We start from the raw sequence: 21,935 nt of genomic DNA, 5'->3' as shown, positions 1-21,935 counted from the left end.
AAGGTTTAGTCATGCTTCTGCCCTTGCGCATGCTGTTGTTATGCGTGCATTTCGTGCTGGCCAGCCTGCTTGGCTTGCTGGTCAGCATCTGCCGCCCGTTCAACCCCGACAACAGTCGCATTGCCGCGCGCTTCTACGCCGTGCCTGCCACCTTCATCATGGGCATGAAGATGCGACTGGACATTGACGGCGTGCTCAAGCACAAGCGACCGGCCGTGATCGTGGCCAACCACTTGTCGAACTACGACCTCTTCGTGTTCGGGCATGCGGTGCCGCCCCGCACCGTCACGCTGGGCAAGACGAGCCTGAAGTGGATCCCGTTCTTCGGTCAGCTCTACTGGCTGGCGGGCAATGTGCTGATCGAGCGAGGCAATGCGGTTCAGGCCAAGAAGGCCATGATGACCACCACGGACACGCTGCAGCACAAGGACATGACCATCTGGGTGTTTGCCGAAGGCACACGCGGCCACGGCAAAGGCTTTGCGCCGCTCAAGAAGGGTGCCTTTCAGATGGCCATCAACGCGGGCGTGCCCATCATTCCCCTGTGCGCCAACAACTATGTCCGGACCATGGACCTCAAGCGCCTGCGGGGCGGCACGGTGATGATGCGGGCCCTTGAGCCCATCCCCACCGCGGGCCTGACACTCGATGACATGCCTGAACTGATGGCCAGGTGTCATGCGCAGATGAAGGCCTGCATCGACGAACTGGACCGCGAAGCCGGCACCACTGCAGCCCAGGCATGAGCGCGCCCGAGCAGAACAGCCAGGGGCAACGCATTGCCTTGCTGACCGGCCTGTACACCGCGCAAGGCATCCCGTTCGGTTTCTTCACGCTGGCCTTGCCCGTGTTGATGCGTGATGCGGGCTGGTCGCTGACAGCCATCGGCTTCCTGCAATTCCTGGCCTTGCCCTGGGGCATCAAGTTCCTGTGGGCGCCAGCGCTGGACCACCACGGTTCGCGGCGTAGCTGGTTGATGTTCTTCCAGTGCAGCGCCTGCCTGATGGCGCTGATCCTGTCGCAACTGGACTTGAAAGCCGGCAGCCTGATCCTGTTTGCGGCCGTCTTCCTGTTCAACATGATCGCGGCATCGCAGGATATCGTAACGGATGGTCTGGCCGTTCGGTTGCTGGGGGCCAAGGAGCGAGGTCTGGCCAACGCGATCCAGGTAGGGGCATATCGCCTGGGCATGATCCTGGGTGGCGGGCTGCTCTTGTGGATCTTCGCGCACGAAGGCTGGCAGGTGATGTTCATGTGCATGGCCGGTCTGCTGGGGCTCACCGTGTTACCGGTGTTGCGTCTCAAGGAGCCTCCGGCGCACACGCACGCCTCGAACAGACCGCAAGGGCTGGCCTTGGTCATGGGCTGGCTGCATCGTGCGCTGGCGCCAGGCATGCTCGTGTTCTTCGGCCTGATCTTCTGCTTTCGCTTCGGTGACCAGATCCTGAACTCGCTGCTGCCCCCCTTCCTGCTGGACCACGGCGTGAGCAAGAGCACCATCGCCTTGATGAAAGGTGGCGTGGGTTCGGCCACCAGCCTGCTGGGTGCCAGCATCGGCGGTTGGCTGGTCTACAGACTGGGGCGCCGCAAGGCGATGCTGTTGGCAGGCTTGTCGCAAGCCGCCGGATTTGGCCTGTACGTGGCAGTGGCGTTCCGAATGGGGGGCGTCGAGCTCCTGTGGGCTGCCACCATCCTCGAAGGCATCGTGGGCACCATGGCCACAGTGGCCCTGTTCACGCTGATGATGGACGCCTCTGACCCGGGCCATGCCGGCACCGACTACACCCTGCTGGCCAGCGTGGTGGTGGCCGTCAGCAGCCTGGGCAGCCTCACAGGCGGCGTGCTGGGCGACAAGCTGGGCTATGGCCCTACCTTCCTCATCGCCACAGGTCTGGCGGTCGCGGGCACCTTGTTCGTGGTCTGGTGGCTGGACCGCCACCCCGGCAATGAACGGATCGCCGAGGCCTGGCGCTGAGCTCAGCCGTTAGGGGCCGTGATCTTGCTCAGGGGGTTCATGGCCTGAGGCTGAGTCGCCGACGCGTTGGTGGACAGATCAGGCTGTTGACCATCCCACGTCGGGTCCGGAATGGAATCGAACACCTGACGCAGGCGTTGCCCCCAGCTGTTGCGAATCATGCGGAAGTAGGCATTGGTCTCGTCGATGTTGATGAGCTGATCCACCTGCAAGGCATCAGCGTCATACACCATCAGGTCCAGCGGCAGGCCCACCGACAGGTTGGACTTCAATGTCGAATCCATCGAGATCAGCGCACACTTGGCGGCCTCCTGCAAGGGCGTGACGGGCGTGACCACACGGTCGATCACCGGCTTGCCGTATTTGGATTCGCCGATCTGGAAGTAGCACACGCCATCGATGCCGGCTTCAACGAAATTGCCTGCAGCATAGACGTTGAACAGGCGCATGGTCTCGCCCTTGATCTGGCCGCCGATGATCAGGCTGCAGTTGAAATCGATGCCGTGTTTTTTCAGGGCCTCGGCATCGCGCGCATGCACCTTGCGCACGGCACTGCCCACGATGCGGGCCACATCGAACAGGCTCTTGGCCGTCCAGATCGTGCACGGCTCGCCGTCCGAGCCCTCTATGGTCTCGCTGCCCAGCAACTGCTTGACGGCCTGTGTGATGGCCAGGTTGCCCGCAGACAGCAGCACGAGCACGCGCTCGCCCGCTTTTTCGTACACCGTCATCTTGCGGAAGGTGCTGATCTGGTCCATGCCCGCGTTGGTACGCGAGTCAGACAGGAAAACGAGTCCGGCATTGAGCCGCATGGCCACACAGTAGGTCATGATGAAATCACCGATTTGAGTTTGTACAGCGCGTCCAGCGCTTCACGAGGGGTCAGGGTATCCGGGTCGATGCTGGCCAGCAAGCTCAAAGTTTGCGCTTCGGCGGGTGTCAGCGTTTCACCTTGTGCATCAGCAAGTACCGCGCCACCTCGGGCGGCGGCATGGGCGGCCAGTTCATCCAGGTTGATGCCGCCGGGCGACTCGACCTGCGCAAACAGGTCGATCTGGTCGTCCGAATGGCGCTGCTGGGCTTCCAGCGACTCCAGCGTGGCGCGTGCCTGGCGGATCAGCGAATGCGGCATGCCGGCGAGTCTGGCCACCTGCACACCATAGCTGCGGCTGGCGGGGCCATGCTGCAGTTCATGCAGGAAGATGATGTCGTCGCCCGACTCGGCCACGCCGACGTGCACGTTCAGGGCTCGCGGGTGCTTCTCGGGCAGCGCCGTGAGCTCGAAGTAATGGGTCGCAAACAGGCAGAAGGACTTGTTCTTGTCGTGCAGATGGCTGGCGATGGCGCCGGCCAGGGCCAGGCCGTCAAACGTGGAGGTGCCGCGCCCGATTTCGTCCATCAGCACGAGGGACTGCTCGGTGGCCGTGTGCACGATGGCTGCGGCCTCGGTCATCTCCATCATGAAGGTGGACTGGGCGTTGGCGAGGTCGTCTGCCGCGCCGATGCGGGTGTGGATCGCGTCGATCGGCCCGATGCGGCAGGACGCAGCCGGCACGTAGGAGCCCATGGCCGCCAGCAGCACGATCAACGCCACCTGGCGCATGAAGGTCGATTTACCACCCATGTTGGGGCCGGTCACGATCATCATGCGGCGGTTGGCATCAAAGCGGCAGTCATTGGGAATGAAAGCGGCGCCACTGGTTTCCATCAAGCGGGCTTCAACCACCGGGTGGCGACCCTTTTCGATCTCGATGCAGGGATGCGGGCTGAAGTCAGGGCGCATCCAGCCCAGGGTGGCCGCACGCTCGGCCAGGGCGGCCAGGCCATCCAGCGTGGACAAGGCCCGCGCCAGGGCACCCAGCACGGCAATGTGCGACTGCAGGAAATCGATCAGTTGATCGAACAGGAGCTTCTCGCGAGCCAGCGCTCGATCTTGCGCCGACAAGGCCTTGTCTTCAAAGGCCTTGAGTTCGGGCGTGATGAAGCGCTCGGCGTTCTTGAGGGTCTGGCGGCGCTGGTAGTCCAGCGGCACCTTCTCGGCCTGGCTTTGCGTGACTTCGATGTAGAAGCCATGCACCTTGTTGTACTGCACGCGCAGGTTGTGGATGCCGGTGCGTTCGCGCTCGCGGGCCTCCAGCTCCAACAGGAAGGCGTCGCAGTTCTGCGAAATGGCGCGCAGCTCGTCCAGATCGGCGTCAAAGCCCGTGGCGATCACGCCGCCATCGCGCAAGAGCACAGCGGGCGTTTCCATCAGCATGGCTTGCAACTGGTGCGCGATGCCCGCATCGGGCTGCAAGGCGGTGTGCAGTTGGGCCAGCAAGGGCGCAGCATCGGGCACACGCTCGCGCAAGGCGGGCAAGGTCAGCAGGGTGTCGCGCAGGCCGGCCAGCTCGCGCGGGCGTACCTGGCGCAAGGCCACACGCGCGGTGATGCGCTCCACATCGCTCATCTGGCGCAGCGCCTCACGCACGGATTCGTAGCCCTGCTCCATGGCCGGCGGGGTCAGCAGGCAGGCGATGGCATCGTGGCGGGCGCGAGCCGTGGCGCGGTCACGCAAGGGCTGCGTCAGCCACTGGCGCAAGGCGCGGCTGCCCATGCCGGTGCGGCAGGTGTCCAGCAGGGACAGAAGCGTGGGCGAATCCTCGCCACGCAAGGTCTGGGTCAGCTCCAGATTGCGCAGGGTGGCGGGCGGCAAATCCAGCAGATCGGTCGTGCGCGGCACCTCCAGCGAGGCCACGTGTGACAACGCCCTGCCCTGCGTGTGTTCGGCAAAGCTCAGCAAGGCGGCGGCGGCGGCATGGGCCAGGCTCAGATCCTGGGCACCATAGGCCTGCAGGCTGCTCACCTGCAGTTGTTCGCACAGCTTGCGCAGGCCCAGACCCGGATCGAACTGCCAGGTGGGGCGGCTGGTCATGGCCACGCTCTTGCCGCCTTGTGTCAGCAAGGGCTGCAGCGTGGGCGGAATGCGCTCGCGGTCAAACAGGATTTCGGCGGGTTGCAGGCGCGCCAGCCAGCCGGCCAGATCGCGCTCGGTGCACTCGGTCAGGCCCAGCTTGCCACTGGACAGCCCCAGCCAGGCCAGGGCGCAAGGCACGGCGTGCTCGGCATGGCGGCCGCGCTTGTCCATGACCACGGCCAGCAGCAAGGCATCCGCGCGTTCGTTCAGCAGTTCGGTGTCGGTCAGCGTGCCGGGTGTCACCACACGTACAACCTTGCGCTCCACCGGCCCCTTGCTGGCGCCCACCTCGCCCACCTGCTCGGCAATGGCCACGGATTCACCCAGGCGGATCAGTTTGGCGAGATACGTTTCGACCGCGTGCACCGGCACGCCGGCCATCACCACAGGCTCGCCAGCGGATTGGCCGCGCACCGTCAGGGTGATGTCGATCAGGCGATTGGCCTTGCGGGCATCGTCATAGAAGAGTTCATAGAAATCTCCCATGCGGTAGAACACGAGCGTGTCCGGGTGCTCCGCTTTGATGCGGAGGTACTGCTGCATCATCGGCGTGTGGCCGGCAAACGCAGTGTCCGCAATTGGCTGAATCTCTGGGCTATTCTTCATTTTCTCTGTACAAATCTTCCCGAAATCTGGCGTTCGGGCACGGGATCCGCATGCTGGAGGCCTGGGCATTCGGCAGGTGCAGCCACACCCGGTACGAATTTCAAGCCAAACGAGCACCTTACCACTGAAGCACGCCTTGGCCAGCGGGCCCATCCCTCGCAAGCGAGGGGCGTGTACGGTTTAACCAGCAGACCTACTCGGGGCGATCCAGCTTGGTCGACAGGACGATCGTCGAAAAGGTATCGAGCACGCCTTGCACATTGCGGATGCGGTCGATCACCGCATCCAGCTCCTGCGTGGAGTCTGTGAGCAGCATGGCGCACAGGTCATAGCGGCCGCTCACCGAATACAGCTTGGTGATCTCGTGGCGCTTGGCCAGCTCGCGCATCACGCTGGGCTCATGGCGGGACTCGATCGAGATCAGCACCATGGCACGGATCACATTGGGCCCGCGCGTGCTGCTCACGCTCACCGTGTAGCCGGTGATGACGCCGGCATCTTCCAGCGCCTTGAGCCGCAATTGCGCCGTGCTGCGCGCACAGCCCAAAGCCTTGGCGATGTTCACCAGCGGCAGGCGCGCGTTGACCTTCAACAGCTCGATGAGCTGGTGGTCCAGATCGTCCAGCACGATCCGGCTGGCAGGACTGGGCCCCTTGGGGGATGCTGACTTGCTCATGTCGCCATTATCCGCATCAAAACGACTGATTTGCTCACCATATTTCAGTCAGATTGATGGTTTTCATCGGCGCATTCCCTTCCTAGACTGATACCCATGGACGGCGGCCAAGCCCGTCGCGAGCCTCGCCAGCAGGCCCCGCCCTCCGATTGCAGGAGCGCCACCATGCCGCACGTTCTAGAGGCCCCTCAGACTGAAGCCCCGTTGGCCGAAATCCCGATCAGCTTCGCTCCAGGCAGGCAAGCCCTTCCAGCGCCCGCGTCCTGCAGCACCTCGCCCCGAAAGCTCTTGAGCTGGGATGAACTCCAGGCCTATGACCCCGAGAGCGAACCCTGGCAGAAGCAGTTCTCTCGGCGCTACACCCACCACCAGGAGCTGATGGGCGTGCTGCACAAGGTCGAAGACGTGGACCACACCGTGTATGACAAATTCGCCATCTCCGTCACGCCCTATATGGCGCAGCTGATGGACCGCGATGACCCGAACTGCCCCATCCGCCTGCAGTACCTGCCCTCCTTCCACGAACAGACCCAGCCCGGCTTTGCCACCATGCTGGACGAACTGGGCGAGGAGCGCGACACCATCCCCGGGACCAGCGTGGTACACCGCTATCCGCGCCGTGTGCTCTTCCTGGTCAGCAACACGTGTGCGGCGCTGTGCCGCTTCTGCACGCGCAAGCGCATGGTGTCGCAGCCATCAGGCTCGGTTCACAAGGACGAGATCGAAGCCTCGATCGACTACATCGCCAGCAACAAGCACATCGAAGATGTGCTGCTGTCTGGTGGAGACCCGCTGACCTTCACCGACGAGCGCCTCGACGAGATCCTGGGCGCCATCCGCAGCCGCGCGCCGCATGTGCGCTTCCTGCGCATCGGCTCGCGCATGGTGGTGCAACTGCCCACCCGCATCACGCCAGAGTTGTGCGCCGTGCTGGAAAAGCACCGCGTGCAGATGGTCAACATCCACATCAACCACCACAAGGAGATCACGCCCCTGCTGCGCCAGCGCGTGAAGATGCTGCAGAAGGCCGGGATCATGATGGGCCTGCAGAGCGTGTGCCTCAAGGGCGTGAACGACAGCGTGGAGGTGATGCGCGAGCTGTTCATGCAGGCCATCGAGATGGGCGTACGCCCTTACTACGTTTACTCCACCGACATGGTGGAAGGTGCCCACCACTTCATCGTGCCGCATCGCCGCATGCTGGAGCTGTACGAAGGCCTGCGCGGCTGGATCAGCGGCCCGGCCGTGCCCACCTTCATCGTGGATGGCCTGGGTGGCTTGGGCAAGCTGCCCATCATCCCCAGCTATGTGCGCGAAGAGGCCCTGCCAGACGGCAGCGGGACCACCATCCACTGCCGCAACTATGCCGGCAAGACGGTCGAAATGCCGGGCCTGGGGCAGCACTTCAGCCTGCCCTCTCAAAGCAACTGACAGGAGGGCCAGGCCATGTGCGCTCAACTGCTCCATGCCACCCCAGCCATGCCGCATGTGCTGATGCATGCCGGCCAGCACGGATGCCCCTATGGCACGCACCGCGTGCTGCAACCTGCCGGGGTGCTGCCGCAACCCGCCTGGCGCATCGACAACACCATGGCAACGTACGACAACGAGATCCTGATCGACGTTCAGGCCCTCAACGTGGACGCGGCCAGCTTCACGCAGATCAAGCTGGCATCACAAGGTGATCCGGATCGCATCGCCGCCACCATCCTCGACATCGTGGCGCAGCGCGGCAAGCTGCACAACCCGGTGACGGGATCGGGCGGCATGTTGATCGGGCGCGTGGCGGCCATCGGCGCAGCCCTGGCTGGCCGGATCGATCTGGCCGTGGGCGACCGCATCGCCACCATGGTGTCACTGTCGCTGACACCACTGCATATCGAGCGCATCCACCACGTGCACCTGGCGCAGGATCAGGTGGACATCAGCGGCCAGGCCATCTTGTTTGAAAGCGGCCTGTACGCCAAACTGCCCGATGACATCCCCGAGAAGGTGGCGCTGGCCATCCTGGATGTGGCCGGTGCGCCCGCGCAGACGGCGCGCCTGGTTCAGCCCGGTGACACGGTGGTCGTGGTGGGCGGAGGCGGCAAGTCAGGCACCTTGTGCGTGTACGAGGCCAGAAAGCGCGCCGGGCCTGATGGCTGCGTGATCGGCATCTCGCCTTTCGAGAAGGATTGCGAACGCATGCGTGAACTGGGCTGGGTCGACCATGCCCTGCGTGTGGACGCCACCGACGCCGTGGCCATGGCACAAGCCGTATCCACGGCTACACAAGGCAGGCTGGCCGATGTGCTGATCAACTGCGTGAACCTGCCGCATACCGAGATGGGCAGCATCCTGGCCACCCGCGATCGCGGCCGCATCTACTTCTTCTCGATGGCCACGAGCTTCACCGCGGCCTCACTGGGCGCCGAGGGCGTGGGCAAGGATGTGGACATGCTGATGGGCAATGGTCATGCGAAGGGCAACGCAGACTACGCCCTCTCCTTGCTGCGCGAGTCGGCCAGCTTGCGGCACTTGTTCGAGACGCTGTACGTCTGACGCGAGGCGCAACCATGTCTGGCCATCTCACCCCGCCGTGCCCCTTGTGGCAAGGGCTGCGTGCACAGCAGGTGCACACGGTGGCCGTCATGGGCATGACCAAGAACACCGGCAAAACGGTGAGCCTCAACCACCTGTTGACGCAGGCCCAGGCCGAGCGCCTGACAGTGGGCCTCACCTCCATCGGGCGCGACGGCGAAGCACGCGATCAGGTTTACGCCATACCCAAGCCGCCGGTGATGGTCACGCCAGGCAATCTGGTGGCCACGGCCAGTGACACCCTCGTGCGCGCCAAGGCCCGCATCAAGTTGATCGACACCACGGGCGTGAGCAGCCCCATGGGCGAGATCCTCATCGTCAAGGTGATCGAGGCTGGCGAGATGGAGGTGGCCGGTGCCTCACTCAACCACGACCAGCACAAGGTGATCGCCCTGCTCCGGCAATGCGGCGCCGACATCGTTCTGCTCGACGGCGCACTGGGCCGCAGCCACCATGCGTCGCCCGCCATGGCCGATGGCGTGGTGCTGGCCACGGGCGCGGCGATCGGGGGCAGCATGGGCGATGTGATGCGCAAGACGCACGACAGGCTGGCCATCCTGGGCATCCCGCCTGCACCTGCCGAGATACTGGCCCGCACCCGGGCGGTCTGGGCGCAGGGTGGCGTGGGCGCCTGGGATCACCATGGCAACTGCCTGTTTCACGATTACATCGCCACCATCAACGCCGCGCCAACCTTGTTGGCCAACGATCTGAAGGCCGTCTCGACGGTGGCCGTATCGGGCGCCGTGGGCAAGCGCTTGTGGCAGGCCCTGCAACTCATCGCGCAACACCAGCCAGGCTTGACCTTGGTCGTGGCGGATGGCACCAGGCTGTTCGTCGATGCCACCGATCTGCACGCTTTCGAACGCCAGGGTGGCCAGGTGATGGCGCAACGCCCGATCCGCATGCTGGGCATCACGCTCAACCCCCTCTCACCTTTTGGCGGCAACTTCAACGCACGCGAATTCCTGGCGCTGGCCCGCCAGACCTTCCCGCAACACCTCGTGACCGACGTCCTGCTGACGAAGGAGGGAACATGAGCCACCTCGCCCTGGATCAAGCGCAGATCGACCGCGCCCGGACCGCTGCCCGACGCATCGCCCAACAGGTCTACGATGACATGCACCGCTTCACGACCACGGCCGTCGAGCGGGCCACGCTGCGCCTGATGGGCGTGGACGGTGTCGATGACAACCAGGTGCCCCTGCCCAATCGCCTGGTGAGCCATCTGCAAGACCAAGGTCTGCTGCAACACGGCGCGGCTGCCATCGTGGCGGGCGCCATGAGCACGCATGGCATGCGCATCCAGCAAGTGGCCCAGGCCGTGGTCGATGGCCAACTGGCTCTGCAGCGCCCGAGCGACGAAGCCGCCGCACGCAGGCAGGCACGCACCATGGCACAGCAGATGTGCGCCCACATCACACGGCATCGCGCCACGCGAGACGCTGCCATCGGTGAAACCGGCGAAGCCCCAACGCCCTGGCTCTACCTCATCGTCGCCACGGGCAACATCCACGAGGACATCACCCAGGCTTGCGCTGCCGCCGAGCAAGGCGCCGACATCATCGCCGTGATCCGCTCCACCGGCCAGAGCCTGCTGGACTACGTACCCTATGGCGCCACCACCGAGGGCTTCGGTGGCACCTATGCCACGCAGGAGAACTTCAAACTCATGCGCGCGGCCCTGGACGAGGTCGGCCGCCGAACAGGCCGCTACATCCGCCTGACCAATTACTGCTCGGGCCTGTGCATGCCGGAGATCGCCGCCATGGGCGCCATGGAGCGCCTGGACATGATGCTCAACGACTCGATGTACGGGATCATCTTCCGCGACATCAACATGCAGCGCACCTTCATTGACCAGTTCTTCTCGCGCATGGTCAATGGCTACGCCGGCATCATCATCAACACGGGCGAAGACAACTACCTCACCACGGCGGACGCCTATGAAGCCGCCCACACCGTGCTGGCCTCGCAGCTCATCAACGAGCAGTTCGCCTACCTGTCGGGCCTGAAGCCCGACCAGATGGGCCTGGGCCATGCCTTCGAGATCAACCCGGGGCTGGACAACGGCTTCCTGTGGGAGCTGGCCCATGCGCAACTGGTGCGCCAGGTCTTCCCCGAGGCCTGCCTCAAGTACATGCCGCCCACCAAGCACATGACGGGCAACATCTTCAAAGGCCACGTACAGGATGCGCTGTTCAACGTCGTGAGCGTGCTCACGCAGCAGAACATCCACCTGCTGGGCATGATGACGGAAGCCATCCACACGCCCTTCATCCAGGATCGCTTCCTCGCCATCCAGAACGCGAAGTACGTGTTCGGCACCATGCGCGAGTTGCATGCAGAGATCAGCTTCACCCCGGGTGGCCAGATCGAGCGCCGGGCCCAGCAGGTGCTGGCAGAAACCACCGAGCTGCTGAGCCAGATCGAGCACACAGGCCTGCCCGCAGCCATTGCCAAAGGCACCTTCGCCGACATCTCTCGCACGTTGACGGGTGGCAAAGGCCTGGACGGTGTCGTCGCCAAGTCAACCGACTACTTCAACCCCTTCCCTGAGCTGATGCTGCCCGGCATGAACGAGGAACGCGCATCATGAACGACGCACAGCAACACACACCCAGATGGGTCAAGCCCTATGGCGACACCATGGATGACGGGCGCGTGCAAGTCTCCTTCACGCTGCCTGTGGCGCTGGATGAGAACAGCAAGGAGGCCGCGCGGCAACTGGCCCTTCAGATGGGCCTGGATGAGCCCGCCGTGGTGCACAGCGAAGCCATGGGCCCCGGCTTTTCCTTCTACGTGGTCTATGGCCAGTGCAAACACCGCGTGGACCTGAGCGGCATCAAGGTGGCCAAGCCCGAATTCGAGGTGCTTGACAAAGAGACCATCAACCAGAAGATCGCCACGCTCATGGGACGCAAGATGGTGGTGGTGGGCGCCTGCATCGAAACCGACGCACACACCGTGGGCATTGACGCCATCATGAACATGAAGGGCTACAACGGGCACAAGGGGCTGGAGAGCTACCACGAGATGCGCGCCATCAACCTGGGTGCCCAGGTGGACTCCGAAGAACTGGTGGCCCGCGCCATCGAAGAAAAGGCCGACGTGATCCTGGTGTCGCAGGTGGTCACGCAAAAGAACATCCACCTCGACAACCTGACACGCCTGTCCGACATCCTCGAAGCCGAGGGCCTGCGTGAGCACGTCATCCTCATTGTGGGAGGGCCACGCATCAGCCACGAACTGGCCAAGGAGCTGGGCTATGACGCGGGCTTTGGCACGGGTTGTTATGCCGAGAACGTGGCCTCGTTTGCCATCGATGAATGGGCTCGGCGCCATGCGTCCCACCACGCAAGCGACCACACACGCTGAAACACACAGGCAACCCAGGAGAGCCCATCATGGACAACCCCATCACGAGCCTCATCCGACTGCGCATCAGCGCCCACGAAGCGCACTACGCCGGCAACCTGGTTGACGGCGCACGCATGCTGCAACTGTTTGGCGACGTCGCCACCGAACTGCTGATCCGCAGCGATGGTGACGAGGGCCTGTTCGTCGCATACGACAAGGTCGAGTTCCTCGCACCCGTGCATGCAGGCGACTACATCGAGGCCGTCGGCCGCATTGAATCCATGGGCAAGACCTCTCGCAAGATGGTGTTCGAGGCGCGCAAGGTCATCGCAGCGGTCAACGTCCCCGGCCAGCCCTCTGCATGCGATGTACTGCCCGAGCCCGTGGTCGTTTGCCGTGCATCCGGGACCTGCGTGGTGCCCGCTGCCTGCCAGCGAGGCCAAACCAGAAGCTGAGCCAGGAGCGCCACCATGGACAAGCTCATCATCACGGCAGCCTTGACGGGTGCCGAAGTCAGCCGGTATCAACAGCCCGCCCTGCCCATCACGCCCGAAGAGATCGGCATCGCTGCCGCAGCCTGTGCAGAAGCCGGCGCCAGCATCGTGCACGTTCATGCGCGTTGGCCGGACGGCGCGCCCACCCAGGACAAGGGCGTCTACCACCAGATCATGGACGAGGTGCGACAGCGCTGCGATGCGATCGTGCAGATCTCGACTGGCGGCGCCGTGGGCATGAGCGCGCAAGAGCGCCTGGCGCCAGTTGCCCTTCGCCCGGAGATGGCCACGCTGTCCATGGGCTCGGTCAACTTTGGTGGCGATGTGTTCTACAACCACCCTGCCGACATCGACGCCTTCGCTCGCGAAATGCAGTTGCAGGGTGTGAAGCCTGAACTGGAAATCTTCGACAGCGGCATGCTGGCCACGGCCAAACGATGGCTGGCCAAAGGCGCACTGCCCAGCCCAGCCCACTTCGATCTGGTCATGGGCGTGCCAGGTGGCATGGCCGGCACGTCACAAGCCTTGATGTACATGCTGAGCGAACTGCCTCCAGATGCCACCTGGACGGTGGCCGGCATCGGCGCCACGCAACTGCCGCTGACCACCATGGCCATCCTGCTGGGCGGCCATGTGCGCGTGGGCTTCGAAGACAACATCTTCTACCGCAAGGGCGAGCTGGCCCTCAGCAATGCCCAGCTGGTGGCACGCGTGGCCCGCATCGCTGGTGAACTGGAGCGCCCTGTGGCCACGCCCGCCGAGGCCAGGCAGATCCTGCGCCTGGGGCAGGCCTGATCAGTCCGGCGCCTTGTAGATCAGCACCTTGAGTGCCCGCTCTGGCTGCAGATCGGCAAACACCGGCGGATTGGGCAGGCGCTCGACGAAGCTCAAGGCCGGGGCCTCGGTCTGCATGAGGTCCTGCAGAAAGTCCGGCCCCAGCTTGGGCGAGTTCAGGCACAACATCGCGTGGCCGCCCGGCATCAGCAAGTCCGGCAGACGCCGCATCAGCCGCGCGTAATCCTTCTCGGCGATGAAGCTGCCCTTCTGATACGTGGGCGGGTCCGCGATGATCAGGTCATAAGGCCCGCTGCGGTTGATCTTGCCCCAGGAACTGAAGATGTCATGGGGCAGAAAGCTGGCGCCTGCCGACACACCATTGAGATGATGGTTCTGCTTGCCAATGCCCAAGGCGCCACCACTCATGTCCATGTTGATCACGTGGCGGGCCCCTGCCTGCAAGGCCACCACGGAAAACGCACAGGTGTAGGCAAACAGGTTGAGCACCTTGAGGCCCGGCCTGGCGGCCACGTGCTCACGTACCCAGCGGCGCCCTTCGGCCATGTCCAGAAACAGGCCGTGGTTCTGCCCTCTGAGCAGATGCACCCGAAAGTTCCCGCCGTTTGCCGTCACCACATGCGGATCTGGCACGCTGCCGGCCATCAAGCGCGTATCGGCCTGCACCTCGTGCCGGTACTGGAAGACCCAGTTCAGTGGCGTATCGGGCGACAAGGCCTGCCAACGCGCCGACAAGGCTTCATGCAGGATGGCCAGTTCCTCATCGCTGACGGGCTGAAAGCTGGTCACCACCCAGACAGGCGGATAGGCATCCAGCGTCCATTGCTCGCATCCGGGGTACAAGCCGCCTCGGCCGTGAAAGATGCGCTGGGCGTCGAGGGGCATGCGCATCGTGGCGATGGCATCGAGCAAGGCTTGCATGGTGTGTGTGGGCTGGCGGTATCGCTGTGAAGGCCGCCATTCTCACCGACATTACTGCAAGAGCACGAAACCGGAAGACGCAAAACCCGTGCTGGCGTACACCGAAGTCATCAGAATGGCCCGGCCGTCGGGCAAGGCGCGCATCGCCTGGTAGTGGAAGCTGCCATTTCCATACAAAGGTGTGATGGCCTTCAAGCCAGACCAGCCCCCAGCCGCCGACAAGGTGCCCGCCACGGTGTCCACGCCGATGTCGCAATGGGTCACCAGGCCGTTGCCGAACTGGTCGATGGCCACATCCACCGCGGCAAACCCGCCCCAGGTGTTGGCCTTCACCGGCGAGGCCATCCAGCCCGCCGCGGGGCTGTAGTTGCTGACGTACATGAAGTACGACAAGCGTGTCTTGTCATCCATCGCCATGGCGACAAAGGCCTTGCCATCATCATTGACGGCAATCAACGGCAAGGCATAGGCCAGGCTGTTGTTGGTCTGGAGCGCCGTGATGGCGCTCCAGGTGCCGCCGTCGCTCAGGCGGGCATAGGCGTTGGACAAGCTACCGTCGCCGGATTGCGACCACGCCACACCGGCATATTGCCCCGCAGGTGCCAGCGAATACGACAGCGAAAACGTGCTGCCGAAGGATGTCGTGGGCAACACCGCAGAGACGGGCTCTGGTGCGGCCCAACCGCTGTCCGGCAGATGCCTGAACATCACCACCTGCGACTTGCCGACCTCGCTCGGCGATGGCATCAGGCCCACCGCATGGATGGCCGAACTCGCGTTGTCGATGGCCACGTCAAACCCGCGGGCCAGTTGCAGCCCCGCCCCCGTGTAGCCCACCATCGAACTGCATCGCGCGCTGATCTGCTGGGGTACCGACACCACCATGCTGCCACGAGTGACCTTGACCACCTGCGCGCCCCCGGCTGTGCAATAGGCAATGGCGCCATCGCCGGCATCGTTCACGGCCACCTTGATGGTTGCCGACGATGGCGACACGGCAGTCTGGATGGGCAGGCTCCACCCGCCTTCAGGCGTGCGAAGCGCATACCAGAGCGACGAGCCCGCCACCCAGGCGACGAGCACCTTGCCTTGCGGTGACACAGCCAGATCGAGTGGCCCGATGCGCGGAGACGAGACCAGGTTGTTGAAGGTCACAGGCGTGCCGCCAAATGGGATCAGGCCCTCCAGCGTCCAGGCTTTCTCGGTGACGCTGTCCAGGCGGCCAGATGCCACGCCCGAGCCGCTACCCAGGTTCTGCAACCAGGCACCGTAGACCTTGCCGTCCGTGGCCAGGCCGCCCAGGGGATAGATGGACGTGTTGTGGGTGTCGACCGTCTGATAGGTGGACCAGGCCCGCCCCAGGAAGCCGTGAGGTGTCAAGGGTGTGACCGTCACGGTGATGGGCAAGGTGCTCAAGGTCTGCTTCGTGCCTGAGTCCGTGCAACTCACGCTGACCGAGTACTGCCCGGGGCTGGCATAGATATGCGCATTGGTGTTGCTGAGCTTGGTCCCATCACCAAAGCTCCAGGACACGGTGAGCACACCACTGCCACCCGTGCACTGCCCACCGCCAAACTGGATGGACGTGCCCGTTTCCACGGTGGTGGGTGCAGTGGGGTCGCTCAGTTGAAGTGGCATGACCACGGTCGCCGCACCAGAGCCGGCAGGCGTCGCACCGGCATCACTGCCACCGGAACCACCTCCACCGCACGCGGTCAACGACAGCGCACACAGGACTCCCACACAACTGCTGAATTTCATGGCCAGACTCACTCCCTTGTGTGAGCAAGTCTTCCAGTCGTGGAGTTCAGCCCGAGCTACGCCCCACGTGTGAGGGGGTGACCACGCAAGCCAACTGCATGACCTGCAAAGCCGTCATCCCAAGTGTGCCAAGGGATTTCCCGACTCGCTTGCCAGCGTTGAACTCTCCGCATCCAGCTTTGCATGGAAAATCCACATCACAAAACCAAGGAGCCCCTCATGTTGATTTCCATCGTCAACCGTTCCCGCAGCATCAGCGATGGCGAGCTGCAAACCGTCATCCGCGCCATCAATCGCCAGATCAAGGACGACTTCGAACCCTACTGGAGCTTCGGTGCCACGCTGAGGCTGGAAGGCGCCATCGGCAGCAAGCCAGACAAGAACGCCCCCGCCGAATTGCGCGGTGACGCCATCATCTACCTGTGGGATGAGGTCGACGTCGACGGCGCGGTGGGCTACCACGACACCAACGCCCGAGGCATCCCATATGGCTTCGTGTTCACCAAGCTGTCCAAGGAGCTGGGCGAGAACTGGACGGTCACGCTGTCACACGAAGCGCTGGAACTGATCGGGGATCCGCAGGGCAATCTGCTGGTTCAAGGCCCCCACCCGACCAAGCCCGGCGTCGAGGTGTTCCACTGGTTCGAAATGTGCGATGCCGTTCAGAGCCAGACCTACACGGTGGACGGCGTGGAAGTGGCCAACTTCGTGTTGCCCTTGTACTTCACGCCCGAAGAACAGGAAGGGGGGCGCAACGACTTCCTGGGCCAGCTCGACAGCAAGAAGAAAGGTCTGCCCTCGTTTGGTGTGAGCAAGGGCGGCTACATCGGCTTCTACGACCCACGCAAGCGAGCCCACGAAACCTACGCCAATGACCAGGACGCCAAGGCCCGCAAACGCATGGCCATCAAGGCCGACCACATGTATGGCCGAGGTTATCTGCGCAAGCACAGCGAATCGTCCGTGCCTCGCGAAGATGCCCACCTGCGCATGCTCGGCGGCGAGTCCTTCATCAAGGCCTCGGCCACCCCAAGCAATGATCCGATCAAGCATGTGGTCGTGCTGATGCTGGAAAACCGTTCCTTCGACCAGATGCTGGGCGGCATGACGCGCTTCAACAAGGACGTGGAAGGCATCCCGCAAAAAGGCACGCCGCGCAGCAACAAGACATCGAAAGGCTATGTGGCCCAGCAAAAGCCAGGCGCGGCCTGGGTGCTGGAGAAAGGCCGAGACCCGAACCACGAGCACGACGCCACCATGCAGCAACTCGGCACCGCTGCGGCGCCCATGTCTGGCTTTGCGGAGAGCTTCCTGCAACGCTACCCGGATGCCACGCCGGCCGAGCTCGATCAGGTCATGGCCTACTTCGACTTTGGCGCCACCCCCAAGGACGACACGCTGCCCGCCCTGCACACCCTGGCACGCAACTTCACCGTGTGCGATCACTGGTTCTCGTCCATGCCGGGCCCGACCTGGCAGAACCGCTTCTTCATCCACAGTGGCACCTGCCTGGGGCACCTGACCATGCCGTCGATGAAAGAGCCGCAGAACATGCGCATCTACTACCAGGACACGATCTTCGATCGCCTGTCTGACGGGCGCGTGAACTGGAAGATCTTCCACGCAGGCATCCCGCAAAGCATCGTGATGACCCGCCTGCTGACGCGATACCTCACCTTCCGCGGCTATGCCGACATGGACGATTTCTATGAGATGGCCGCGGGTGACGCCAGCAAGTTCCCCGAGTACGCCTTCATCGAACCCCAGTACTTCGGCAAGGATGAAAACGACCAGCACCCGCCCTCCGACATCCGCAAGGGCGAGATGCTGCTGGCCAACGTCTACAACGCCCTGCGCAGCAATGAGGAACTGTGGAAATCAACCCTGTTCGTGGTGACCTATGACGAACACGGCGGCTTCTATGATCACGTGAGCCCGCCTGCCACGGTGCCGCCTGACAACCACACCGCCGACTGGAGCTTCGACCGACTCGGTGTACGCGTGCCCACCATCCTGGTGTCGCCCTGGCTGGATGCCAAGGTCAATGCCACCGTGTTCGATCACACCAGCCTGTTGCGCTATCTGTGCGAGAAATGGAAGCTTGATCCGCTGGGCCAGCGCATGCAGGCCGGTGCCGGTGCCTTGCGCGCCAACAGCCTGGCCGACGCGCTGCAGTTCCGCAAGACACCGCGCAACGACACGCCCGTGAAGATCACCGTGCCCCAGATCAAGGGTGCGCTCACCTCGCAGGTCGAGCCGCCGATCGAGGGCTCGCGCGAATCGCTGTTGATGTACGTGGCGCAGCTGCCAGAGGCCGGTGCCGAACAGCCGCTGACAGCCGCCACCGTGAAGGGCAAGTCGAGCGGCAAGAAAGCCGCACCGAAGCGCGCCAGGCCCAAGGCATCACCCATGGACGCCGATGCCGCGCAAGCCAAGCTGGAGAGGCTGCGCAGCGGCAACACGCCGTCCTGACGCATCAAGAAAAAGGGGCGCTCCGATCGGGCGCCCCTTTTATTCATCGGTCATCAACTGCAGCACCACATCGGGTGCCCGGCATCAGAAGGGTGCGTCGTCCTTGCCTTCACGCACTTCAGCTGCCTTGGCAGCCGCCGTGATGCGGGTGCGCTTGGGCTTCTCGGGCTCGGCGGCGGCCTTGGCAGCTTGCGCAGCATCTTCAGCCTCTTGCAAGGACTGGATCAGGGCGTCGTCTTCCGGATCGGCTTCACCTTCTTCACCACCAGCAGCGGCAGCGGCGGCCGCATCGGCGTCAGAGATCACGCGGGTGTACGGTGCCAGCGTCTTGACCATCTGACCGTAGATGCGGGGGGTGCCAGCCAGGATTTCGCGCTGGTACAGGAAGTCGGGCTCACCCGTGAAATTGCCCACCAGGCCACCGGCCTCGGTGATGATCAGCGCGCCTGCGGCCACGTCCCAGGGGCTCAGGCCGGTCTCAAAGAAAGCATCGTAGAAGCCGGCTGCCACGTAGCAAAGGTCCAGCGAAGCCGCGCCCGGGCGGCGCACGCCAGCGCACTGCACCATGACGTCTTCGAACATCTTCATGTAGCGCTGGAAGTTGTCGCCCTTGCGGAAGGGGAAGCCCGTGCCGATCAGGGAGTCCAGCATGCGGGTGCGCTTGGACACGCGGATGCGGCGGTCGTTCATGTAGGCGCCCTTGCCCTTGGACGCATAGAACAGGTCATTGCGGCTCGGGTCGTACACGACGGCTTGCTGGATCTGGCCACGGAAGGTCAGCGCAATGGACACCGCGTAGACCGGGAAGCCGTGGATGAAGTTGGTGGTGCCGTCGAGCGGATCGATGATCCAGACGTAGTCGCTGTGGCGAGCGCCGTGTTCGCGCCCCGATTCTTCGGCCAGGATGCCGTGGCCAGGATAGGCCTCCAGGATCGTGCCGATGATCGCGTCTTCTGCCGCCTTGTCCACCTCGGTCACGAAGTCGTTGTGAGACTTCGAGATCACAGTCAGTCGCTCGATGTCGAGCGAGGCCCGGTTGATGATCGCACCGGCTGCGCGAGCAGCTTTGATGGCGATGTTGAGCATGGGATGCAGGGCTTGAGACATGTTTAACCTTGGAAACCGATAAACCACCTGAGACGAATGACAGAGCGACAGTGCAAGGCGACAAACCGATCATCAACCCATTGGAAACGGGGGAGATCCAGGCAAGTCAGCAAGGCAGTCAGCACCGGCCAGGCACAGTCCAGGCAGGGGATGGGGGGCGCAGCAGTGATCAAAGAACGAGCGAGAATCGAGCATTCTATAGAAGCCTGTTGCTTTTTGCACCCCCTTTTTCAGCGATTCCGATCAGAATCAAGGGCTTATCGCGCATTCATGCCGTACATCCTGAAGTTTTCATGACCTCTGCCCCGCTTTCAGTGCCTGCTTCCCCCCCTGTTGCGGCCCCCGCCGACCCCACCCGCTTCATCCTGATCGGCACCAGCCATCCGGGCAATGTGGGCGCCACGGCGCGTGCGATGAAGGTCATGGGCTTTTCCGATCTCGTGCTGGTGCGCCCCCGCTTTGAGGACGTGCTGATCCAGGAGGAAACCGTGGCGCTGGCCAGCGGTGCCGCCGACATCCTCGTGCGTGCCCGCGTGGTCGACACCCTGGCCGAAGCGCTGGATGGCATCACCTATGCCATCGGCACCGCCATGACACCGCGCGACTTCGGCCCGCCCACCATCACCCCGCGCGAAGGCCTGGGCGAACTGGCCCGCCACGATCCCGCCCACCGCGTGGGCTTCGTCTTCGGCAGTGAACGCTACGGCATGGCCAATGAAGACGTGTACCGCTGCCATGCCGTGATCAGCATCCCCACCAACCCCCACTACGGTTCGCTCAACCTGTCGCAGGCCGTGCAGGTGCTGGCCTATGAGTGGCGCCAGGCGCTGGGTGGCTTCCCGGTGGAGGCGCGCACGCCAGACGTTGATCTGGCCAGTGGCGCGGCCGTGCAAGGCGCGCTGGACCATTGGGAAAAGGCGCTGGTGCAGCTGGGTTTTCTGGATCCCGCCGCGCCCAAGAAGCTGATGCCGCGCCTCAACCAGTTGCTCAACCGCGCCGAGTTGCGCCAGGAAGAGATTCACATCCTGCGTGGCATCGCCAAGGCCATCATGGACAAGCCACGCTGATCCACATCAGATCAAGCACAGATGCAGCGGCCCTGCCCGGCCATGGTCTTTGTGTCTGCCCGGTAAACTCCGGGGCCTGATTCGAAAAACGCATAAGCTCATTCTTCATGCTCTTTGCCCGACTGCGAGAAGACATCGCCTGCATCCTGGAACGCGACCCTGCGGCCCGCACCGCCTGGGAAGTGCTGACCTGTTACCCCGGTCTGCACGCCCTGGCCATGCACCGCGTCGCGCACTGGTGCTGGACGCATCACCTCAAGTGGCTGGGCCGCTGGATCTCCCATTGGGGCCGCTTCTTCACCGGCATCGAGATCCACCCGGGCGCCACCGTGGGCCGACGCGTCTTCATCGACCATGGCATGGGTGTCGTGGTGGGCGAAACCGCCGAGATCGGCGATGGCTGCACCATCTACCAGGGCGTGACCCTGGGCGGCACCTCCTTGAGCAAAGGTACCAAGCGCCACCCCACCCTGGGCCGTGGCGTGATCGTGGGCGCCAATGCGCAGGTGCTGGGCGGCTTCACCGTGGGCGATGGGGCTCGCGTGGGCTCCAACGCCGTGGTGACCAAGCCGGTGCCTCCTGGCGCCACGGCTGTGGGCAACCCGGCTCGCATCATCGTGGCCAAGGCCACCGTGATGGACGAGAAACAGGCCGAACGCGAGGCCATCGCGGCCAAGCTGGGCTTCTCGGCCTATGGCGTGACCGAGGGCGATGACCCGCTGTCGCAAGCCTTGCGTGGCCTGATCGACAACGCCTCCGGCCACGAGCACCAGATCACCTTGTTGTGGCAGGCCATCGGCAAGCTGGCAAAGGAAGCGCAAAGCGAAGATGCCCGCACGTGTCTCCCCACCGATGCGCAAACACAAGAGCACTTTGATGCCGAAGGCCTCAACCGGCTGGTGAAGTAGCCCTCATCGGCTCAAGTGATCTCGTCACGCGATCAGATAACCGCCATCCACATTGAGGCAAGCTCCCGTGGTGTAGCTGGCCGCATCGCTGGCCAGGTACAAGGCCGCGCCTGCCATCTCCTTGGGGTCCGCCACACGGTTCAAGGGCGTGTGCGCCATCACCACCTTCAGGATGGCGTCATTGGTGGTCAGGGCCGATGCGAACTTGGTATCAGTGGCACCTGGCAGGATGGCGTTGACACGCACCTTCATCGACG

At 63.7% G+C, this 21,935-nt stretch carries 19 protein-coding genes; 12 read left to right on the top strand and 7 right to left on the bottom strand.

The features are described 5' to 3' along the window. Nucleotides 1–11: 11 nt before the first annotated feature. Both VFW93_RS01575 and VFW93_RS01570 read left to right on the top strand, forming a co-directional pair. Entirely contained in the window at nucleotides 12–746 is a 735-nt protein-coding gene (locus VFW93_RS01575; protein ID WP_329692239.1) for a 1-acylglycerol-3-phosphate O-acyltransferase, read from the top strand. Then, on the top strand, nucleotides 743–1,975 hold the full coding sequence (locus VFW93_RS01570) for an MFS transporter (protein WP_329692238.1): 1,233 nt from the start codon (nucleotides 743–745) through the stop codon (nucleotides 1,973–1,975). Before VFW93_RS01575 ends, VFW93_RS01570 begins: the two co-directional genes overlap by 4 nt. Before the next feature lie 2 nt (nucleotides 1,976–1,977). On the opposite strand, the gene VFW93_RS01565 is transcribed toward VFW93_RS01570, so the two are convergent. From VFW93_RS01565 to VFW93_RS01555, 3 genes are all read right to left on the bottom strand, one after another. Continuing rightward, the gene (locus VFW93_RS01565; RefSeq protein ID WP_329692237.1) at nucleotides 1,978–2,805 is read right to left on the bottom strand and encodes a proteasome-type protease; all 828 of its coding nucleotides are present in this window, start codon (nucleotides 2,803–2,805) and stop codon (nucleotides 1,978–1,980) included. Next, complete coding sequence (gene mutS, locus VFW93_RS01560; protein WP_329692247.1) at nucleotides 2,802–5,477, bottom strand: DNA mismatch repair protein MutS; 2,676 nt, start codon at nucleotides 5,475–5,477, stop codon at nucleotides 2,802–2,804. Before mutS ends, VFW93_RS01565 begins: the two co-directional genes overlap by 4 nt. Before the next feature lie 253 nt (nucleotides 5,478–5,730). Further along, complete coding sequence (locus tag VFW93_RS01555; protein ID WP_329692236.1) at nucleotides 5,731–6,213, bottom strand: Lrp/AsnC family transcriptional regulator; 483 nt, start codon at nucleotides 6,211–6,213, stop codon at nucleotides 5,731–5,733. A gap of 165 nt (nucleotides 6,214–6,378) precedes the next feature. Between VFW93_RS01555 and VFW93_RS01550 the strand changes: the two genes are divergently transcribed. From VFW93_RS01550 to VFW93_RS01520, 7 genes are read left to right on the top strand one after another with little or no spacing between them, the layout of a single operon-like run. After that, nucleotides 6,379–7,644, top strand: coding sequence for a KamA family radical SAM protein (locus tag VFW93_RS01550; RefSeq protein WP_329692235.1), 1,266 nt, complete (start codon nucleotides 6,379–6,381; stop codon nucleotides 7,642–7,644). A gap of 15 nt (nucleotides 7,645–7,659) precedes the next feature. After that, nucleotides 7,660–8,754, top strand: a complete 1,095-nt coding sequence (locus VFW93_RS01545) for an L-erythro-3,5-diaminohexanoate dehydrogenase (protein ID WP_329692234.1) — start codon at nucleotides 7,660–7,662, stop codon at nucleotides 8,752–8,754. A 14-nt stretch (nucleotides 8,755–8,768) separates the two neighbouring features. After that, nucleotides 8,769–9,833 (top strand): hypothetical protein, encoded by a 1,065-nt coding sequence (locus tag VFW93_RS01540; RefSeq protein WP_329692233.1) that lies wholly within the window; start codon nucleotides 8,769–8,771, stop codon nucleotides 9,831–9,833. After that, nucleotides 9,830–11,392 (top strand): lysine 5,6-aminomutase subunit alpha, encoded by a 1,563-nt coding sequence (locus VFW93_RS01535; protein WP_329692232.1) that lies wholly within the window; start codon nucleotides 9,830–9,832, stop codon nucleotides 11,390–11,392. Before VFW93_RS01540 ends, VFW93_RS01535 begins: the two co-directional genes overlap by 4 nt. Then, a complete protein-coding gene (locus VFW93_RS01530) occupies nucleotides 11,389–12,171 on the top strand; it encodes an OAM dimerization domain-containing protein (RefSeq protein ID WP_329692231.1) in 783 nt (260 codons plus the stop codon). Before VFW93_RS01535 ends, VFW93_RS01530 begins: the two co-directional genes overlap by 4 nt. Nucleotides 12,172–12,200: 29 nt before the next feature. Next, complete coding sequence (locus tag VFW93_RS01525) at nucleotides 12,201–12,608, top strand: hotdog domain-containing protein (protein WP_329692230.1); 408 nt, start codon at nucleotides 12,201–12,203, stop codon at nucleotides 12,606–12,608. A 15-nt stretch (nucleotides 12,609–12,623) separates the two neighbouring features. Next, nucleotides 12,624–13,442, top strand: coding sequence for a 3-keto-5-aminohexanoate cleavage protein (locus tag VFW93_RS01520; RefSeq protein ID WP_329692229.1), 819 nt, complete (start codon nucleotides 12,624–12,626; stop codon nucleotides 13,440–13,442). Here the strand turns inward: VFW93_RS01520 and VFW93_RS01515 are convergent, their stop codons facing one another. Together VFW93_RS01515 and VFW93_RS01510 are read right to left on the bottom strand one after the other, a co-directional pair. Further along, on the bottom strand, nucleotides 13,443–14,363 hold the full coding sequence (locus tag VFW93_RS01515) for a class I SAM-dependent methyltransferase (protein WP_329692228.1): 921 nt from the start codon (nucleotides 14,361–14,363) through the stop codon (nucleotides 13,443–13,445). A 51-nt stretch (nucleotides 14,364–14,414) separates the two neighbouring features. Continuing rightward, nucleotides 14,415–16,124, bottom strand: coding sequence for a PKD domain-containing protein (locus tag VFW93_RS01510; RefSeq protein ID WP_329692227.1), 1,710 nt, complete (start codon nucleotides 16,122–16,124; stop codon nucleotides 14,415–14,417). A gap of 219 nt (nucleotides 16,125–16,343) precedes the next feature. On the opposite strand from VFW93_RS01510, the gene VFW93_RS01505 reads away from it, so the two are divergent. Next, nucleotides 16,344–18,596: an alkaline phosphatase family protein gene (locus tag VFW93_RS01505; protein ID WP_329692226.1), complete on the top strand. Its 2,253-nt coding sequence runs from the start codon at nucleotides 16,344–16,346 to the stop codon at nucleotides 18,594–18,596. 84 nt (nucleotides 18,597–18,680) lie between these two features. On the opposite strand, the gene VFW93_RS01500 is transcribed toward VFW93_RS01505, so the two are convergent. Beyond that, nucleotides 18,681–19,703, bottom strand: a complete 1,023-nt coding sequence (locus VFW93_RS01500) for an inositol monophosphatase family protein (RefSeq protein ID WP_329692225.1) — start codon at nucleotides 19,701–19,703, stop codon at nucleotides 18,681–18,683. Between the two features lie 293 nt (nucleotides 19,704–19,996). Between VFW93_RS01500 and VFW93_RS01495 the strand changes: the two genes are divergently transcribed. Together VFW93_RS01495 and cysE are read left to right on the top strand one after the other, a co-directional pair. Further along, nucleotides 19,997–20,770 carry an RNA methyltransferase gene (locus tag VFW93_RS01495; RefSeq protein ID WP_329692224.1) on the top strand — a complete coding sequence of 258 codons (774 nt, stop codon included), beginning with the start codon at nucleotides 19,997–19,999 and terminating at the stop codon, nucleotides 20,768–20,770. Between the two features lie 107 nt (nucleotides 20,771–20,877). Next, the gene (cysE, locus tag VFW93_RS01490; protein WP_329692223.1) at nucleotides 20,878–21,678 is read left to right on the top strand and encodes a serine O-acetyltransferase; all 801 of its coding nucleotides are present in this window, start codon (nucleotides 20,878–20,880) and stop codon (nucleotides 21,676–21,678) included. Nucleotides 21,679–21,702: 24 nt separating this feature from the next. On the opposite strand, the gene VFW93_RS01485 is transcribed toward cysE, so the two are convergent. After that, a partial coding sequence (locus tag VFW93_RS01485) for an SDR family oxidoreductase (RefSeq protein WP_329692222.1) occupies nucleotides 21,703–21,935 on the bottom strand: 233 nt, incomplete at its 5' end.

Source organism: Aquabacterium sp. (assembly GCF_036279675.1).
Taxonomy (GTDB): domain Bacteria; phylum Pseudomonadota; class Gammaproteobacteria; order Burkholderiales; family Burkholderiaceae_C; genus Aquabacterium.
The sequence above is the reverse complement of the archived record's forward strand: the minus strand, read 5'-3'. Positions and strand labels throughout refer to the sequence as shown.

What these genes read in the sequence shown, in the direction of transcription:
- VFW93_RS01575 (WP_329692239.1), top strand. Translation starts at nt 12, where the DNA reads ATGCTTCTGCCCTTGCGCATGCTGTTGTTATGCGTGCATTTCGTGCTG.
- VFW93_RS01570 (WP_329692238.1), top strand. Translation starts at nt 743, where the DNA reads ATGAGCGCGCCCGAGCAGAACAGCCAGGGGCAACGCATTGCCTTGCTG.
- VFW93_RS01565 (WP_329692237.1), bottom strand. Translation starts at nt 2,805, where the DNA reads ATGACCTACTGTGTGGCCATGCGGCTCAATGCCGGACTCGTTTTCCTG.
- mutS (WP_329692247.1), bottom strand. Translation starts at nt 5,477, where the DNA reads ATGATGCAGCAGTACCTCCGCATCAAAGCGGAGCACCCGGACACGCTC.
- VFW93_RS01555 (WP_329692236.1), bottom strand. Translation starts at nt 6,213, where the DNA reads ATGAGCAAGTCAGCATCCCCCAAGGGGCCCAGTCCTGCCAGCCGGATC.
- VFW93_RS01550 (WP_329692235.1), top strand. Translation starts at nt 6,379, where the DNA reads ATGCCGCACGTTCTAGAGGCCCCTCAGACTGAAGCCCCGTTGGCCGAA.
- VFW93_RS01545 (WP_329692234.1), top strand. Translation starts at nt 7,660, where the DNA reads ATGTGCGCTCAACTGCTCCATGCCACCCCAGCCATGCCGCATGTGCTG.
- VFW93_RS01540 (WP_329692233.1), top strand. Translation starts at nt 8,769, where the DNA reads ATGTCTGGCCATCTCACCCCGCCGTGCCCCTTGTGGCAAGGGCTGCGT.
- VFW93_RS01535 (WP_329692232.1), top strand. Translation starts at nt 9,830, where the DNA reads ATGAGCCACCTCGCCCTGGATCAAGCGCAGATCGACCGCGCCCGGACC.
- VFW93_RS01530 (WP_329692231.1), top strand. Translation starts at nt 11,389, where the DNA reads ATGAACGACGCACAGCAACACACACCCAGATGGGTCAAGCCCTATGGC.
- VFW93_RS01525 (WP_329692230.1), top strand. Translation starts at nt 12,201, where the DNA reads ATGGACAACCCCATCACGAGCCTCATCCGACTGCGCATCAGCGCCCAC.
- VFW93_RS01520 (WP_329692229.1), top strand. Translation starts at nt 12,624, where the DNA reads ATGGACAAGCTCATCATCACGGCAGCCTTGACGGGTGCCGAAGTCAGC.
- VFW93_RS01515 (WP_329692228.1), bottom strand. Translation starts at nt 14,363, where the DNA reads ATGCAAGCCTTGCTCGATGCCATCGCCACGATGCGCATGCCCCTCGAC.
- VFW93_RS01510 (WP_329692227.1), bottom strand. Translation starts at nt 16,124, where the DNA reads ATGAAATTCAGCAGTTGTGTGGGAGTCCTGTGTGCGCTGTCGTTGACC.
- VFW93_RS01505 (WP_329692226.1), top strand. Translation starts at nt 16,344, where the DNA reads ATGTTGATTTCCATCGTCAACCGTTCCCGCAGCATCAGCGATGGCGAG.
- VFW93_RS01500 (WP_329692225.1), bottom strand. Translation starts at nt 19,703, where the DNA reads ATGTCTCAAGCCCTGCATCCCATGCTCAACATCGCCATCAAAGCTGCT.
- VFW93_RS01495 (WP_329692224.1), top strand. Translation starts at nt 19,997, where the DNA reads ATGACCTCTGCCCCGCTTTCAGTGCCTGCTTCCCCCCCTGTTGCGGCC.
- cysE (WP_329692223.1), top strand. Translation starts at nt 20,878, where the DNA reads ATGCTCTTTGCCCGACTGCGAGAAGACATCGCCTGCATCCTGGAACGC.